The sequence below is a fragment of the Pseudomonas sp. PB3P13 genome (genome assembly GCF_054897735.1).
Window position 1 is genome coordinate 992,303 of sequence record NZ_CM142702.1, and the last position, 17,145, is coordinate 1,009,447.

General features: G+C 58.6%; 12 protein-coding genes. 5 read left to right on the plus strand and 7 right to left on the minus strand.

The window, feature by feature from the left end; all coding sequences use genetic code 11:
• The first annotated feature begins 4 nt into the window (after positions 1-4).
• Positions 5-1,744, plus strand: coding sequence for a PTS fructose-like transporter subunit IIB (locus ACYZT1_RS04385; RefSeq protein ID WP_462017833.1), 1,740 nt, complete (start codon positions 5-7; stop codon positions 1,742-1,744).
• Between the two features lie 207 nt (positions 1,745-1,951).
• Positions 1,952-2,341, plus strand: a complete 390-nt coding sequence (locus tag ACYZT1_RS04390; RefSeq protein ID WP_462017834.1) for a hypothetical protein — start codon at positions 1,952-1,954, stop codon at positions 2,339-2,341.
• A 76-nt stretch (positions 2,342-2,417) separates the two neighbouring features.
• Here the strand turns inward: ACYZT1_RS04390 and ACYZT1_RS04395 are convergent, their stop codons facing one another.
• Both ACYZT1_RS04395 and ACYZT1_RS04400 read right to left on the minus strand, forming a co-directional pair.
• Positions 2,418-4,946: a PepSY domain-containing protein gene (locus ACYZT1_RS04395; RefSeq protein ID WP_462017835.1), complete on the minus strand. Its 2,529-nt coding sequence runs from the start codon at positions 4,944-4,946 to the stop codon at positions 2,418-2,420.
• Positions 4,947-5,183: 237 nt separating this feature from the next.
• Entirely contained in the window at positions 5,184-7,499 is a 2,316-nt protein-coding gene (locus ACYZT1_RS04400; RefSeq protein WP_462017836.1) for a TonB-dependent receptor, read from the minus strand.
• A 202-nt stretch (positions 7,500-7,701) separates the two neighbouring features.
• Here ACYZT1_RS04400 and ACYZT1_RS04405 point away from each other — a divergent pair, with 202 nt between their 5' ends.
• The 3 genes from ACYZT1_RS04405 to ACYZT1_RS04415 all read left to right on the plus strand — a co-directional run bounded on the left by ACYZT1_RS04405 (position 7,702) and on the right by ACYZT1_RS04415 (position 11,592).
• Positions 7,702-8,382 carry a Fe2+-dependent dioxygenase gene (locus tag ACYZT1_RS04405; RefSeq protein WP_462017837.1) on the plus strand — a complete coding sequence of 227 codons (681 nt, stop codon included), beginning with the start codon at positions 7,702-7,704 and terminating at the stop codon, positions 8,380-8,382.
• Positions 8,379-9,134: a tetratricopeptide repeat protein gene (locus ACYZT1_RS04410; RefSeq protein WP_462017838.1), complete on the plus strand. Its 756-nt coding sequence runs from the start codon at positions 8,379-8,381 to the stop codon at positions 9,132-9,134. The genes ACYZT1_RS04405 and ACYZT1_RS04410 overlap by 4 nt, the downstream gene beginning before the upstream one ends.
• Before the next feature lie 241 nt (positions 9,135-9,375).
• Entirely contained in the window at positions 9,376-11,592 is a 2,217-nt protein-coding gene (locus ACYZT1_RS04415; protein ID WP_462017839.1) for an alpha-xenorhabdolysin family binary toxin subunit A, read from the plus strand.
• A 45-nt stretch (positions 11,593-11,637) separates the two neighbouring features.
• Here ACYZT1_RS04415 and ACYZT1_RS04420 read toward each other — a convergent pair whose 3' ends face one another.
• The 5 genes from ACYZT1_RS04420 to ACYZT1_RS04440 form a co-directional block, all read right to left on the minus strand.
• Positions 11,638-12,801, minus strand: a complete 1,164-nt coding sequence (locus tag ACYZT1_RS04420) for a type III PLP-dependent enzyme (protein ID WP_462017840.1) — start codon at positions 12,799-12,801, stop codon at positions 11,638-11,640.
• Positions 12,802-13,416: 615 nt separating this feature from the next.
• Entirely contained in the window at positions 13,417-14,574 is a 1,158-nt protein-coding gene (locus tag ACYZT1_RS04425; protein ID WP_462017841.1) for an osmoprotectant ABC transporter ATP-binding protein OsmV, read from the minus strand.
• Positions 14,571-15,224: an ABC transporter permease gene (locus ACYZT1_RS04430; protein ID WP_462017842.1), complete on the minus strand. Its 654-nt coding sequence runs from the start codon at positions 15,222-15,224 to the stop codon at positions 14,571-14,573. Before ACYZT1_RS04430 ends, ACYZT1_RS04425 begins: the two co-directional genes overlap by 4 nt.
• Positions 15,225-15,236: 12 nt before the next feature.
• The gene (locus ACYZT1_RS04435; RefSeq protein WP_462019188.1) at positions 15,237-16,130 is read right to left on the minus strand and encodes a glycine betaine ABC transporter substrate-binding protein; all 894 of its coding nucleotides are present in this window, start codon (positions 16,128-16,130) and stop codon (positions 15,237-15,239) included.
• Between the two features lie 35 nt (positions 16,131-16,165).
• On the minus strand, positions 16,166-16,882 hold the full coding sequence (locus ACYZT1_RS04440; protein ID WP_462017843.1) for an ABC transporter permease: 717 nt from the start codon (positions 16,880-16,882) through the stop codon (positions 16,166-16,168).
• Positions 16,883-17,145: the final 263 nt, after the last annotated feature.

Sequence of the window (17,145 nt, forward strand, 5' to 3'; positions counted from 1 at the left end):
TGTGATGAAGTTAGCCATTGTTACAGCCTGTCCGAACGGCATGGTCACCAGTGTGCTGTGTGCGCGTTTGCTCGATGCCGCAGCGCAGCGCCAGGGCTGGAGCACCAGCGTTGAAGTGGTGGATGCGGCGCACCCCGAGCGCGAATTGTCGGCGGCAACAATCGAGGCGGCCGAGTGGGTATTGCTGGTGGCCACCGGGGCGGTGGACATGACCCGGTTCGTCGGTAAACGAGTCTTTCGGATTGCCCCGGCGCAAGCCCTGCAAGACGTCGAAGCGGTGCTGCGACGCGGCGCAAAAGAGGCGCAGGTTTACGCCTTGCCCGACGCGGTCGACCCACGTGAAGCCACCATCAGGAACGCCCCGCGTCTGGTCGCGATTACGGCGTGCCCGACCGGTGTTGCCCACACGTTCATGGCGGCCGAAGCCTTGCAGCAAGCCGCCAAGCGTCTGGGCTATGACCTGCAAATCGAGACCCAGGGATCGGTCGGTGCGCGCAACCCACTCAGTGCGGCCGCGATTGCCGATGCCGATGTGGTGCTGCTGGCGTGCGACATCGAAGTCGCGACCGAGCGTTTCGCCGGCAAGAAAATTTACCGCTGCGGCACGGGCATCGCCCTCAAGCAAGCCGAAGCGACGCTGAACAAAGCGTTGGCCGAAGGTCGGCAGGAGAGCGCGGCTAGCGCCGGCAACGGCCCGGCCAAACAAGAGAAAACCGGCGTCTACAAACACTTGCTGACTGGCGTGTCGTTCATGCTGCCGATGGTGGTGGCGGGCGGTCTGATGATCGCGTTGTCCTTCGTGTTCGGCATCACCGCATTCAAGGAGGAGGGCACGCTCGCCGCCGCGCTGATGCAGATAGGCGGCGACACCGCGTTCAAGTTGATGGTGCCGCTGCTGGCGGGTTACATCGCCTACTCGATTGCAGACCGTCCGGGCCTTGCGCCGGGAATGATCGGTGGACTGTTGGCAAGCACCTTGGGGGCCGGTTTCATCGGCGGGATCATTGCCGGTTTCATCGCCGGTTACGCGGCGCAGGCAATCAATCGTTATGCGCGGTTGCCGCAAAGCCTGGAGGCGCTGAAACCGATTCTGATCATCCCGTTATTCGCCAGCCTGTTCACCGGTCTGGTGATGATCTATGTGGTCGGCAAACCGGTCGCCGGGATGCTTGCGGGCCTGACGCAGTTTCTCGACAGCATGGGCACCACCAACGCGATTCTGCTAGGGGTGTTGTTGGGCGGCATGATGTGCGTCGACCTCGGCGGGCCGATCAACAAGGCCGCTTATGCGTTCTCGGTCGGGCTGCTGGCTTCGCAAAGTTATGCACCGATGGCAGCGACGATGGCCGCCGGCATGGTGCCGCCGATTGGCCTGGGCATCGCCACGTTCATCGCCCGGCGCAAATTCGCCCAGACCGAGCGCGAGGCCGGTAAAGCGGCGTTGGTGCTGGGCTTGTGTTTCATCTCTGAAGGCGCGATTCCGTTTGCCGCCAAGGACCCGTTGCGGGTCATCCCGGCGAGTATTGCCGGTGGCGCGCTGACCGGTGCGTTGTCGATGTATTTCGGCTGCAAACTGATGGCGCCGCACGGTGGGCTGTTCGTATTGGCAATCCCGAACGCGATCAACCATGCGCTGCTGTATTTGCTGGCGATCGTCGCGGGGAGCCTGGTGACGGCGGTGGCCTATGCGCTGCTCAAGCGCCCTGAGGTTGTTGAACTGGCGGCAGAACCCGTTAACGCCTGATACCTGCCAGGTCGAGTCGATCACTGGATGTGTGAACGACTCGAACCTGTGGGAGCAGGCTCTCTCGGTAAGTCGCGTTGTTCAAATAACTTGTTCGGAGATGTAACTGCGGTAGTTGCTTATATTATTTCCTGTTGTTAGTGGAGGTTGTTTTTCCAATCCAGTTTTAATTAGTCTCTGTTCTTCACTCCCGAATGGATACAAATGATGAACTCAATGGAAGAACAACGGTACTCATGGAAATTACTCGCATCATTAATCATCTGCTTGCTATTGCTCTTTACCAGCAAAGCGGCCACGGCCACCGAGGCTAATGCAGGCATCTGCAACGGCGCCTGGGCTATCGCAGGTGGCTATTATTGCGGCATGAACGGTGGCGTGGGTGGCGGAACGGTGTTGTGTGTGTTTCTGGGCGTAGACGCCGATCGCAATGGAGTATTCCGAAGCGGTACCAGCGATCAGTGTATTGTTAATCGAGCGGGTGTGAACTCACCCATGGATTGCAACGAGATGTGCCGCCTGAATAACAATTGTTCTAATATTCAATGTCCGTCCGCGACGCAACTTGACGTGATAGCCAAACGCTTGAACAACTAGATTTATAAATAAACCTTTAGCCAAGTGGCGTTGATCGTTCCCACACGCAGTGAGAACGATCAATTAAAAAGGTCGGTTAATAAACATCGCGCCGATATCGCCCTTGCTCGATCAGCCGATCAACTTCTTCAATGCCGAGCAGTTCGTTAAGCGCGTGATCCACCCCCGAAGCCATGCCTTGCAAGCTGCCGCAGATGTAAATCACCGCGCCGTCCGCTAGCCACTGCTTGAGCAAATCAGCCGACTCGCGCAGCCGATCCTGCACGTAAATCTTCTGCGCCTGATCCCGCGAAAACGCGAGGTCCAGCCGCTCCAGATCCCCCGAAGTCAGCCATTCCTCCAGCTCTGCGCGACACAGGTAATCGAATTCGCGATTGCGCTCGCCGAACAACAGCCAGTGGCGCTGCTGCCCATCGGCAATCCGCGCCTTGAGCAAACTGCGCAGCCCGGCCAGACCCGTACCGTTGCCCAGCAGTATCATTGGCACCGGTTCGACCGGCAGATGGAATCCGCTGTTACGCCGCACGCGCAGGCTGATGGTGCTACCCACCGGTGCGTGCTCGGTCAGCCAGCCAGAGCCGATGCCGAGGCTGCCATCGGGGTGCAGTTGCTGACGCACGATCAATTCCAGCACACCGTCGGCGGCAATCGAGGCGATCGAATATTCGCGCATCGCCAACGGCACCAGCGCATCGAGCAGCGCTTGCGCGTGCAGGCCGACCAGGTGAGTGCGATTCTCCGGCAACTGGCGAGTGGCGAGCGCTTGCTCCAGCGGTTGCGAAAGACCTTCGAGCGTCACGACCGCGCGGCCATCAATCCCCAGGCCATCAAGGAAGTGCTCGATCGCCCACGGGCAGTTGCGCGGCAAGACTTCCACCAGGTCGCCGGCCAACCAGCTGCTGGTGGTCGGCGCGCTGAGGCTGAGCAAGTACACCGGCGCGCCGCTGCTGTCGGGGTTCATCAATTCGCGTCGGGTGAGCGTCCAGTTGTCGTAGCTGGGCGCTTGCCAGGTGTCCGCAGGCGCCTGTCCGGTCAGCAGACCGAGTTGCTGTTGCCAGTGACGCAAGGCGTAGGGGTCGCCGCAGTCGACTTCTACCGGGGCGAACAGATGCTTGCCGCCGTGCTCACTGAGCCAGGTATGCAGGCGTCGGGCGAAACCGCAGAAATGTTGGTACTGGCGATCGCCGAGTCCCAGCACTGCGTAGTTCAGGCTTCCCAGGCTCGACGCGCGGCCCAGTACTTTGCGTTCGAATCCACGTGCGCTATCGGGTGCTTCGCCGTCGCCGAAGGTGCTGACCACGAATAGCGCGTTGCTCGAATCGATTAAATCCTGCTCGCTGACCGTCGCCAAGGGTTGAACCTTCACCGGCAGGCCGGCCGCTTGTAACTGGCCCGCCGTCTGCCACGCCAGCTGCTCGGCAAACCCGCTTTGGCTGGCAAAACCGATCAGCCATGCCGGTGCATCGCTGCCCGGTTGCATCAGGCCTTCGCGAGCGGCCTTGATGTGTTTTTTCTTGCGCCGACGGTCCAGGTAAAGCAACCAGCCGGTGATGAAAAACAGCGGCATGGTCAGTGCGCTGACGGTCAGAATGATCCGACCGACCATCCCGAAATAACTGCCGACGTGCAGCGCGTAAATACTGGTCAGCAATTGCGCCTTGAGGCTTTTGTCGCCGTAGCGGTCGTGACGTTTGACGATGCCGGTGGCCGGATCGAGCGTGATCTGATTCAACGCGCGGTCGTGTGGCGAGGAATTCAGCAGATAGAACACCGTTGCCGGCTGACCGGCCACGGGCGGCATGCGAATGTTGTAGGAACTCAATGCCGGGCCGGCAGCGCTGTAGATGCTGCTCCACATCGCCGCGTAATCGGCGGTCGGCGCCGGACCGCTTGGCGCCGGGCCACGACCACCGCGCACGCGCTCGCTCTGTGGCGAATCGGAAAGCAGACGGGTCAGGCCTTTGTTGTACCACTCGTAGGACCACGACAACCCGGTCAACGCCGCCAGCAGATAAAACACCAGGCACCAGGTGCCGGCGACCGAGTGCAGATCCCAGTTGAAGCTGCGGCCTTTTTTCTTCCAGTCCAGGGTCAGCCAGGCGCGCCAGCTTTTCCACTGGCGCGGCCAGCGCAGGTACAGACCGGAGAGGCAGAAGAAGATCAGGATCAGGGTGCAGGCGCCGGTGATCTGGCGACCGGTGTCGCCGATGGCGAGGAAACGGTGCAGGCGCAACATCAGACCGAAGAAGTCCTGGCCGGTAGCGGCGCCCATGAACTCGGCGGTGTAGGGGTCGAAGTAACGCATCTCGCCACGACGCTCGCCGGGCGGTGGGGTGAAGAACACCCGCGCGGCGTTGCCGCTGTCGGTCTCGACCGTGAGCATCGAGACCTTCTTGCCGGATGCTCCCTCGATCTTTTCCACCAGTTCGGCGGGCGGCAGGACGCCGGCAACCTGCTTCTCGACCTGCAACACCGAAGGGTTGAGGGCGCGCAGGATTTCATCCTGGAACGACACCGTCGCTCCGGTGATGCCCATCAGGGCCAGGACCAGCCCGGCACTGATGCCGAAGAACCAGTGCAACTGGAACAGGGTTTTCTTCAACACATCACTCGCCTTGTTCGTTCGGAAATGATCATCACGACGCGCATTATGCCGTGGGTTATCGAGAAGCTTGGTGTTTACGCACAAAAGCCCCGTTCATGCAGATGAACGGGGCCGAGGCGTTCCCACTATTGTAGGAGCGAGCTTGCTCGCGAAGAACCCAAGAACAACGCGGGTCTCAGGTTCCCCGCATTATCGTTGACGACCATCGCGAGCAAGTTCGCTCCTGCAAGGGTCGGGTTAGAAGTGGAAATTGGTGCTCAACAGCGCGGTACGCCCCGCCGCCTGATTGGCGAAGTGAGTCGAGAACGCTTTGTCGTAGTAGGTTTCGTCGGTCAGGTTCTGCACGTTCAGCTGCAGGTCGAGGTTTTTGCTGACCTTGTAGCTGGCCATGGCGTCGTAACGCACGTAAGAATCGACCATGGTGGTGTTCGCTGTGCTGCCATATATGTCGTCGACATAAAACGCCCCGCCGCCGATGGTCAGCTTCGGCGTGATGGCATAAGTCGTCCACACGCTGGCGCTGTTCTTCGGCGTGTTCGGCAATTGATTGCCGTCGTTGGCGGCACCCAATGGGCCGCCGTCAACCTGCTTGCCGTCGAGGTAGCTGTAACCGGCGAACACCTGCCATTGCTCGGTAATCTTGCCGGTGGCCGACAGTTCCAGGCCGTCAACGCGGGTGGTCCCGACATTCTCGTACGAGGTTGTATCGACCTGCACGCGAGCGTTGTCTTTCTCGGTGCGGAAGATCGCAGCGGTCAGCGACAGACGATCGTTGAGCAGGTCCCACTTGGTACCGATTTCGTAGTTCTTGGTGGTTTCCGGCTCCATGTCGCTGCTTAGCAGATTGCCGCTGCGGTCAGCGGTGCCGCCCAGCGGGTTGCCTTCCTGACCTTCGCCCAGGGTGGCGCCCGGTGGTGTTGCGGAGGTGGCGTACGACGCATAAATGCTGCCGTTTTCGGTGGGCTTGTACACCACGCCGAACTGACCGGTGACGAACTCGCTGACGTCATCGCCCTTGGCGGTCGTGGTGCCTGCTGCGTTATAGGTTTTGTAATCGGTGTCGAAGTGGTCGTAACGCAGGCCCATGTTCACCAGCCATTGTTCGGACAACTCGAGGGTGTCGAAAGCGTACAGCGCGTAGGTGTCGGACTGGGTGTCCGTGCCGGCGTAGTTGCGCGAGATCGCGCCATTCCATGGATCGTTCGCGTTCGGGTTGGACAGCGAGGTGCAGTTGTAACCGCTCGGCGCACCGATCGTCGCCGGGCTGCAGTTGGTGGTGACCGCAGCCGTCGCCGGCGTAGTGTCGGTATTAACGTTGTACGAGGATTTCTCGCTTTCTTCGCGACTCAATTCGATGCCGGTGGAGAAGCTGTTCTTGAAGCCGGCGATATAGACATCACCAAACAGATCGGTCTGGTTGGTCGTAGTCCGAGTGTTGCTGACGCGGCTGTTGGCGCGGCGCCAGACGGTGCCGTTGTTGACGTTGCGCTGGCTGTCGTCCGGCTGGGTCAGGATGTAATCCTGCATGCTGTTGCCGTGGCGCAGGGTATTCTTGACGGTCAGCGCGTCGCTCAGATCATGCTCGATGGCGAAGGTCGCGGTGTCGGTGCGACCCTTGCGGAAATCACGGTCCAGGCCGTAGAAATTGCTGTCGTCGCCCCCGGCGTACGGTTTGTCCGGGTTGGACTTGGTCCGTGCAGCGGAACCCGCGACCGGGATGGAGTACGCAATGCCCGAATCCGGCGTGTCGTTGCTTTCCAGATGGTAGTAATCGAGGTTGACCCGGGTGTCGGTGCCCAGGCCAAACACCAGCGAGGGCGCGACGCCCCAGCGGTCGTAATCGACGCTGTCACGACCGGCTACGTTGCTTTCGTGGCTCATCAGGTTCAGACGGCCGGCGGCGGTGTCGGTGAACTGATAGTTGCCGTCCATGGTGTAGCGCTGGGTCTGATCGGAACCCCAGGTGAAGCCGCCATCGAAGGAGTTGCCGGCGTGCGCTTTTTTGCTCACCAGGTTGATGGTGCCGCCCGCAGCGCCGCGACCACCGATGGCCGAATTCGGGCCTTTGCTGACTTCGATCGACTCGACAGCGAAAATCTCACGGCTCTGCGAACCGGTATCGCGCACGCCGTCGAGGTAAGTGTCGCCCTGGGCGTCGAAACCGCGAATGAATGGACGGTCGCCCTGCGGGTTGCCGCCCTCACCGGCACCAAATGTAATGCCCGGCACAGTGCGCAGCGCGTCCTGCATGTTCAGGGCGCCTGTGTCCTTGAGAACTTGTTGCGGGATCACGGTCACCGAACGCGGGGTATCCACCAGCGGCGCGGTGTACTTGGGCGAGGAGACCTTTTCAACGTTGTAGGTTGTTTCATCCTGAGCCTCGCCCGTGATGGCGGTGGCATCCAGGGAAATCGCATTGTTCGGTGTTTTGTCGTCAGTCTTTTGCGCAGCGAACACCATGTGGCCTGCAGAACCGGCGGTAATGGCCACGCCAATCGCGGAAGCGAGCAAACGTGGTGCACTGACAGGTAATTGTGGTTGTTGGCGTGACATGTGATTTCCCCTCCCCAAGGATTTAGGTCGCGGAATATAGGGGAGACGCGGATGAGTATCAATTGCGAAACGTTGCTATTTGCATCGAATTTACATTCTTTACGTTTGTCCTTACGGTTTCTGGTGATTCGTTCGTCGCAACGGTTTTACATGGGCAATAAGAATCAATACCATTGCCATCCTTTCGATATCAGGTGTCGTCATGCTGCTGCACATTCCCGGCTTGTTCGCTAAAGAAGAAGTGCAGCGTATTCGCGAGGCACTGACGCAGGCGGATTGGGCCGACGGCAGAATCACCGCGGGTTATCAGTCCGCCAAGGCCAAGCACAATTTGCAGTTGCCGCAGGGGCATCCGCTGGCCAAGGAAGTCGGCGCGGCGATGCTGGAACGGCTGTGGAAAAATCCGTTGTTCATGTCGGCAGCGCTGCCGCACAAGGTTTTCCCGCCGTTGTTGAACTGTTACACAGCCGGCGGCAGTTTCGACTTCCATATCGACAATGCCGTGCGCCAGCCCCAGGGCAGCATCGAGCGCGTACGCACCGATCTGTCGGCGACGCTGTTTTTCAGTGAGCCGGAGGAGTACGACGGCGGCGAACTGGAAATCCAGGACACCTTCGGCACTCAACGTGTCAAGTTACCCGCCGGCGACATGGTGCTGTATCCCGGCACCAGCCTGCACAAGGTCAATGCCGTAACGCGAGGCACGCGTTACGCCTCGTTTTTCTGGACACAAAGTCTGGTCCGTGAAGACAGTCAGCGCGCGCTGCTGTTCGAGATGGACGGGGCGATCCAGCAGTTGACTCAGGACGTGCCGGATCACCCGTCGCTGATCCGCCTCACCGGTACGTATCACAACCTGCTGCGCCGCTGGGTCGAGGTATGACGTTTCAATTGCGCCGCGAAGAAGTGCTCGACGGTGATCAGCTCAAATCCATGCTCGAAGAAAGCCCCGCACGGGCCGCTCAGGCCATCCTGATCGCCGCCCGCGAAGGCGTTCTTGATGCTCAGGCGTTGCTGGGGCAGATTCTGCTCGACGGGCGCGGTATTGCCCAGGATCAGCCGCTGGCCGTGCGCTGGTTCGCAATCGCCGCGCAGCGCGGGCACCTGATGGCGCGCAACATGCTCGGCCGATGTCATGAACATGGCTGGGGTTGCGAGGCCGATGCTTCGATTGCGGCCAGACATTACCGTGTTGCCGCCGAAGCCGGGCTGGATTGGGCGATGTACAACTACGCGAATTTGTTGGCGACCGGGCGCGGGGTGACCGAAGATCAAGTGCAAGCGCTGAATTTGTATCGTGCTGCCGCAGAACTCGGCCACGCGAAATCCATGAATCTGCTCGGGCGCTATCTGGAAGAAGGCCGGGTTTGCCCGGTGGATACGGCTGCTGCGTACGAGTGGTATCGACGTTCGGCGATAGGCGGGGATTTTCGTGGGCAGTTCAGTTATGCCGCCGTGTTGGCGGACAGGGGTGAAACTGACCAGGCAATGAGTTGGTTGCACAAGGCGCTGGAGGGTGGTAACGCGAATTTCCTGCGGGCCGCTTGCGAGTCATTGCTGGCCGCACGGCACCCCGAGATTCGTGAAATGGCCGACGCTTATCGGCTGCGTCTTTCCCAGTGGTCGAGTACTTGAGCCGCAGTCCGGCCAACGTCGATGCGCACGTGTCGACGCGACAGGCCCGTTGATCTCTGGAATCCGAGGTCGCAATTTCCTGCAGGTTGTTTCAAATTCTAATATCTAAAGAGTGGTGCCCGGGCGCCAGGTTGCTCTAGATTCTTTTTTGCACGAAATTTCCAGCCAAGCGGATTAGCTGATGTTCGGAGCGTGAAGCGCGCCATTTAATTTATCAATCCCGAGAGACATGGAGTCGATTATGGGAATCAAGCTTGACGAGAAAATTATCGAAGTTGCTGCAAACGCGCCCAGGGTCTTTGTGGCCGCGTCAATCGGTGTGGGTGATGAGTTTAATCGTGAGCCCGGAATACAGTTGACCAAGGAACAAATAATCAGTTTAAGACAATACGAAACGTTAGGTTTGTCGCTTCCGATCCGCCATGACGATATCGCAAACTATTTGCATTATGGAACGGACGACACGGGCTCCACCGGGCTCACCGTGGCAGATTTCCTGCGCACGTTTCAGATCATCCATGAACATGCCAGGCGTTGGTCGCCACTTCGCGAGCAAATAATGCTGACGGGGACTGATCTGAAAATTTTCGCGGGCACTATTCTCGGGGTAGGCAGCAATATTATCGAGGTTTACGAAGACCTTAGGGCAACCAGGTACCTGGAACAACACGATATCACTACACCGGATGAGTATCAGAAACTCAAGTTGAAGATGCCCAATCTTCCTGGTCTTGAATTGAATCCCGAAGATGTTCCAGATATCAAATACTATCTCGGTAAATTACTGGGCCGGGTTAGAAGTTGCCATGCCAAGGCCAAGTCTGTTCAAGCGGCGCTGGACAGCTTCAGTACCGATATGCGCGTGCGCGTGGTGCCGGAAACCAGACTTCGATTGGGGTTTGTCAGCGCCAATACCTATGAGGGTGAGATCAAGGACCTGCAGAAAGTAATCGACGCGCGTGCCGCAGAGATTGATGAACTCAATAAGCGTTACGATCAATGGGTTCTGGAGGCGGTAAAGTCTGCAGCGACATTGAATGTTGGCGGCCTGGTCCTTGGTATTTATCAAGGTGTCAAAGCGGAGGAGGTTCGCAAGGAGCGCAAGGAGCTGCACATCAAGCAAAACGCTTCGAACACAATCATGGCGAGCAAAAACCAGACATTGAGCTCATTGAATCGAGTGCGCGGTGATCTGCAGAATCTCAACTACATTGCGCTTGAAGCCAAGGTAGCAACGGAAAATCTCATGCTGGTCTGGAGCGCTTTAGGCAAATACGTCGAGGCTTCCATGACTGAAGTTGACGAGTTTGGAGATGCAACTTCATTGAGGAGGTTCGCCAACCAGATAAAGAGTGTTGTTGAGCCTTGGTCCGTTATTCAGACGAGTGCCGATCAACTGCTTGAAGTGTTCGCGGCCGCCGATGCGGAGTATGACCGCACTAACAAGGTTTTACGCAGCGGCAAAAAAATGCTTTCGGGATTCAGTGCCCCACGCTACACGCCATATGACGTCGTTGACTTACGCAGCCTGAATGCAGTGGTGCAGGCCGCGAGCACTGATTCGCAAATGCTGTCTGAGCAATTTGAATACTTGCCTGGCGTGGTCGCCACGATGAAAAGCCTTTCCGTTGCAATCGGCGGCTCGGTCCTGGCGGTGCGTACGCACGCTCAGTTGGGCAGCATCCGCCTGAAACGTGCGGCGCAGAAACTGAAAAATTATCAGCTCGATTTGCGCAATCCCGAGGACGCTTATGACGTTCGAGAGGATATGGAGAATGAACTCCAGAAGGTGTTCAAAGCCCTGACCACACATACCGAAGACCTTGAAGGCATCAAAACCGGAATGAGTGGCCGGTTTGACAGGTCTGCATCGGCCCGTTGGGTCTGCGCACTTGAACAAGACCGCACAACCGCTGAGCAACTTAAAGCGCTCACCGAAGAAAAAATTGTCGCACTGCAACCGCAGATGCAATCTGTGTCCGAAGCGATCGATCTGATTGGTAAGGCCGGAATTGACAAGATCGGTAAAGAGGCGCAACTGACCTTTGATAACCTGAAAGCATTGGGTATGGCGCCACCGCAGGCGCAAATTGCAATGTTGGCGATCAACACCGTGAAAAAAACCATCTCCGGTGTCGGCGACCTGATTTCGTACCTCAATATGTTGGATGGGTATGATCGGCTTAAGGAAAAGGCAAGTGAGTTGAAGGGGCAGGTTGCACGCCACGCCCGTAACATCACCCAACTCTCAGGCAAGATCGAAATGGTCGGGGCTTTGGACCGCATGGACGATGCGCGCTGGAGTTACGTCAAGGCGTTCGAAACGATCGTGAATGCATTTGCGCAGTTTTCAGGCGATTTCCAACAACACACGTCCGTGCCTGTAGAAGAGCGAGTCGTTGTCGCGCTGGCCAGGATTCCGGTGATCGTCGATTACTTGCAGCCCATTCAGCGATAAATAAAAAAGGCCCATGCTTCCATGGGCCTTTGTCTAAAAATGCTATTACACGTAAAACGACTTCAGCGGCGGGAAGCCATTGAATTCCACCGCGCTGTAGCTGGTGGTGTAAGCACCGGTCGACAACCAGTACAAACGATCACCGATCGCCAGGTTCAGCGGCAGACCGTACTTGTAGTTTTCATACATGATGTCGGCGCTGTCGCAGGTCGGACCGGCGATGACGACTTCTTCCACTTCGCCTTTTTTCTCGGTCCAGATCGGAAACTTGATGGCTTCGTCCATGGTTTCGATCAGGCCGGAGAACTTGCCCACATCCGTGTACACCCATCGCTCTACGGCGGTACGGGATTTACGCGCCACCAGCACCACTTCGCTGACCAGGATACCGGCATTGGCAATCAACGAACGGCCTGGCTCGAGAATGATTTCCGGCAGGTCGTCACCGAAATCTTCCTTGAGAAAACGGATGATTTCTTCAGCGTAAGTTTCCAGGCTGTTGGTGCGGGTGATGTAGTTGGCCGGGAAGCCACCGCCCATGTTGATCAACTTGAGGACGATGCCATCTTCTTCTTTCAGGCGCTCGAAAATCACTTTGACCTTGGCAATCGCTGCGTCCCAGACGCTGATATCGCGCTGCTGCGAGCCAACGTGGAACGAAATGCCGTACGGCACCAGGCCCAGATCACGGGCCAGAATCAGCAAATCCATGGCCATGTCGGTCTGGCAGCCGAATTTGCGCGACAGCGGCCAGTCCGCGGTGGTCGAGCCTTCGGTCAGAATGCGCACGTAGACTTTCGAGCCCGGTGCCGCCTTGGCGATGTTGCGCAGGTCGGCTTCGGAGTCGGTGGCATACAAACGCACGCCCTTGTCGTAGAAGTAGCGAATATCTTTGGATTTCTTGATGGTGTTGCCGTAGCTGATGCGATCCGGGCCAACGCCCTGATTCATCACCTTGTCCAGCTCGTAGATCGAGGCGATGTCGAAGTTCGAGCCTTTTTCCTTGAGCAGGTCGATGATCTCGACGGCCGGGTTGGCCTTGACCGCGTAGTAGACCTTGGCGAATTCGAAACCGGCGCGAAGGTCGTCATACGCCTTGCTGATCATCGCGGTGTCGATCACCACGAACGGGGTTTCCTGCTGGTCGGCGAACGCTTTCATTTTCTGAAAAGTATCGCGCGCGAAATAGTCATCGACGTTGATCGACATGCTGGGGATCTCCTACTGGCAAACTGGATTGATCAATGGGTTCGAGGGTGTGTTATCAATGAGTTCGCACGCGTGAACTCATTGATAACACACCCTCCTGAACGTCCTCCGTATCCCCACTTTGGTTCGCCTACTTCCCAAGGCATGTCGCCGAAAGCAAAAAGGCCATGGGAGGTGCTGCCCTTGGCCTTGCTGTCTCGTCGTCAGTACTTGAGCCGGATGGATCGTTTCCAGCATGGACGTTCGGCGCGAACTGTAGGGCGTGAGGGGCTCGAGATCAACAAAAAATGTCGCGTTTTTGCACGCATCCGTCGTGCGGTCCTGGACCGCTACTGATGTACCTGACCAGCGTGACAGTGTGATGTTCCCCGAATGAAGAATTTTTGGAGGGATCTGCATTGACTTTGTGGCGAGGGGGCTTGCCCCCGTTCGGCTGCGTAGCAGTCGTAGAAGCAGAGTACGTGGTACATCGGGACTCTGGGTTCAGGGCCGCTTCGCGGCCCAGCGGGGGCAAGCCCCCTTGCCACAGGGCAAGCCCCCTCGCCACAGGGCAAGCCCCCTTGCCACAGGGCAGGCCCCCTGCCACAGGGCAGGCCCCCCTGCCACAGGGGCAGATCAGGAAGCCGCGGTTTCAGCCGGCGACACAATGCTGGTCTTGCCGCCACGGGATTTACCGGAACTCAGGTATTCGGCAATCGACTCCTGCGTGACTTCCCCGAGGAACACTCGCTCGGCATCCATCACCGGCAGCCACGAGCGGTTGAACTCGTACATGCGCGACAACAGGATGCGCAGGTGTTCGTCGTACGCCGCTATGGCGTTGAACTCCCGCAGATACTGCGCGCAGGCGCCGGTCTGACGGTGCAGGTCGCGGCGTCGTACATAACCCAGCGCCTTGTTCTCACCATCGGTGACGACTACATAACGACGGTCATGCTCGTCCATCAACTCCAGCGCATCGGCCACCGGCGTTTCAGGGCTGACCGATGGCGCGTTGTCTGCAGCGTCTTCAGCCTTCACCAGCAACAGACGCTTGAGCGTGCTGTCCTGGCCGACAAAGTTACTGACAAAATCGTCCGCGGGATGGGCCAGCAACGTGTCCGGGTGATCGATCTGCAGCAGTTTTCCCGCGCGGAAGATCGCAATCTTGTCGCCCAGCTTGATCGCTTCGTCGATGTCGTGGCTGACCATGATCACCGTCTTGTTCAGCGCGCGCTGCATCTCGAAGAATTCGTTCTGGATCATTTCGCGGTTGATCGGGTCGACCGCGCCGAACGGCTCGTCCATCAACAGCAGCGGTGCATCCGCCGCCAGTGCACGAATCACGCCGATCCGTTGCTGTTGGCCGCCGGACAGTTCCCGCGGGTAGCGCGTCAGGTACTGCTTGGGCTCAAGCTTGATCATGCTCATCAACTCGCGGGCGCGGTCGTGGCATTTCTGCTTGTCCCAGCCGAGCAGGCGCGGAACGATGGTGATGTTTTCTTCGATGGTCATGTTCGGAAACAGACCGATCTGCTGGATCACATAACCGATGTTGCGGCGCAGGGTCACGGCGTCGAGGTCGGTGGTGTCTTCGCCGTTGATCAGGATCTTGCCCGAAGTGGGTTTGATCAGGCGGTTGATCATTTTCAGCGTGGTGCTTTTGCCGCAGCCCGATGGCCCGAGGAACACGCAGATCTCGCCTTCATTGACGGTCAGGCTCACCGAGTCCACGGCTTTGACGTCTTTGCCGTTGCTTTGGAAGGTCTTGCTGAGGTTTTGAAGTTCAATCATTTGAGTAATCCTTTTGGCGTCAGCGTGCGTTGCAGCCATTGCAGAAGCAGGTCGGCGAAGATGGCCAGAAGACTGACCAGCAGGGCGCCGACGATCAGCATCGACATGTCGCTGCGGCTGATGGAAGCAAGAATGAGTACACCGAGGCCACCGGCGCCGATGGTCGCGGCGATGGTCATCACGCCGATGTTCATGACCACGGCGGTGCGCACGCCGGCGAGAATCACCGGGACCGCAATTGGCAGTTCAACCATGCGTAAACGCTGGCCGAATGTCATGCCGATGCCGCGAGCGGCTTCGCGAATGCCCGGTTCTACGCCGGTCAGCGCCAGGTAGGTGTTGCGCATGATCGGCAGCAGCGAATACAGGAACACCGCGGTGATTGCCGGCATCGGCCCCAGGCCCTGGCCGAATTTCGAGTAGAACGGCAGCAGCAGGCCGAACAGGGCAATCGATGGCACGGTCAGCAGCACCGTGGCGCTGGCCTGCAAGGGACCGGCGAGTGTCGGGAAACGCGTCATCAAAATGCCCAGCGGTACGCCGACGACGATTGCCAGGGTCACGGCAATGCCGACCAGCGTGATGTGTTGCCAGGTCAGATGTGCGACCTGTGCCCAGTCGAGGTGGGAAAAGGCGTTCAGAAATTCCATGTCTTTTCCTCCTTAATTGAGGGGATGCTGGCGCAGGAAATCTGCGGCAACCGATGAAGGGCTTTCGTGATCGACATCGACCCGCGCATTCAGCGCCCGCATGGTTTCGTCGTCGAACAATTCAGCCAGGGGTTTCAGTTGTTCGGCGAGTTTCGGGTTGGCGTCGAGGACCGCCTGGCGTACCACCGGGGCGGCGGTGTAGTCCGGAAAGTAATGCTTGTCGTCTTCCAGCAGCTTCAATTTGAAAGCGTTCAGGCGTCCGTCTGTGGTGTAGACCAGACCGGCAAACACCTGGCCATTGCGCAGTGCGGTGTAGACCAGCCCGGCGTCCATCTGACGGATGTTCTTGCGGGTCAGGTTCATGCCGTAAAGCTCGACCATGCCAAGCAGGCCGTCGGAGCGGTTGGCGAACTCGGTATCCAGTGCGACCAAATGATTGGTCCTGGCTTGGGCCTGCAGCACTTCGTTGAGCTGGCTAATCGTATTGATCTGCGGGTATTCATCCGCGACGTTTTTCGGTAACGCCAGCGCGTAGGTGTTGCTGAACTTCGACGGGGCAAGCCAGACCAGGCCTTTTTTCGCGTCGAGTTCTTTCACCCGGGCGTAGGACTGTTCGCTGTCGAGTTTTTCCGTCACGTGGTTGTAGGCCACCAGCGAAACTCCGGTGTATTCCCAGAGCATGTCGAGCTGGCCACTTTCATGGGCGCTGCGCGCAAGGTTGCTGCCCAGACCCCCCGTCACCTGGGCGTCGTAGCCTTTGGTGCGCAGGTATTGCGAGGTGATTTCCGCCAGCAGGGTCTGTTCGGTGAACACCCGGGCGCCGATGCGGATCACCGGTTTTTCAGCGGCTTGGGCGATTCCCGCAAACAGCAGGACGCAGCCCAGCAACAAGCTGCTGCCTTTCATAAATAGTGCTTTCATGAGTCTTCCTTTGCCGAGGCTTAAGACGGGCGCACGCCGCGTTCGAGCCAGAGGCGGCTGGTGAGTGTCACCAGACCGTCGAGCAGCAAGGCCAGCAGGGCGGTGCAGGCCGCGCCGAGCAGCAGTTGCGGCTGATTGTTCAGGGCGATGCCCGGGAAAATCAGGCTACCCAGGCTGTTCGCGCCGATCAGGAACGCCAGCGGGGCGGTACCGACGTTGATCGCCAGGGCCACGCGCACGCCACCGATGATGATCGGCACCGCGTTGGGCAGCTCGACGCGCCAGAGCACTTGCGCGGGCGTCATGCCAATACCGACGGCGGCTTCCTTGAGCGAACCCTGAACATTTTTCAGGCCTTCGTAGGTGTTACGTACGATGGGCAACAACGAGGCGAGGAACAGGGCGAAAATCGCCGGCCCGCTACCGATGCCGAGCACGCCCAGGGCAATGGCGAGTACGGCGAGGGGCGGCACGGTGTTGCCGATGTTGAAGATCTGCATGAAGCGTTCGGCGCGTCCGACCATGCTTGGGCGGCTGAGGAGGATGCCGGCGGGTATGCCCACAACAAGGGCGGCCAGCATGGAAGCAAGGACGAGAATCAGATGAGCTTGCAGGTAAAACAACAAATCGTCGCGGTAATGTTCGATCGTGTTGATGCCGATCCAGTGGACCAGCAGGGCCAGAAGGGCGACGACAACCGCTCCTCCTGTCAGCCCTTTGCCATAGCGAATAGCCACAGGCGGACTCCTTTTTTCTTTGTCGGCGAACGCAGTCCTGCTTGGCATGCCATTCCTGGCTGCCGGATAAAACGTTCGCGAGAAGCAGCTCTATCGATGCCGGTAAGACGGCATGAAATCGAGCCATAAGCGCAGCCTCGTCAGGCTAACTTGCAGGTTTTGAAAACCCTGCTACGAGAGCTGTAACAGGGGAGTGGACGCCTCCACTGTTTAAAAGGTTCCCACGTTCGACACTATTTGGCCACCCTGCAGGAGCTGCCGAA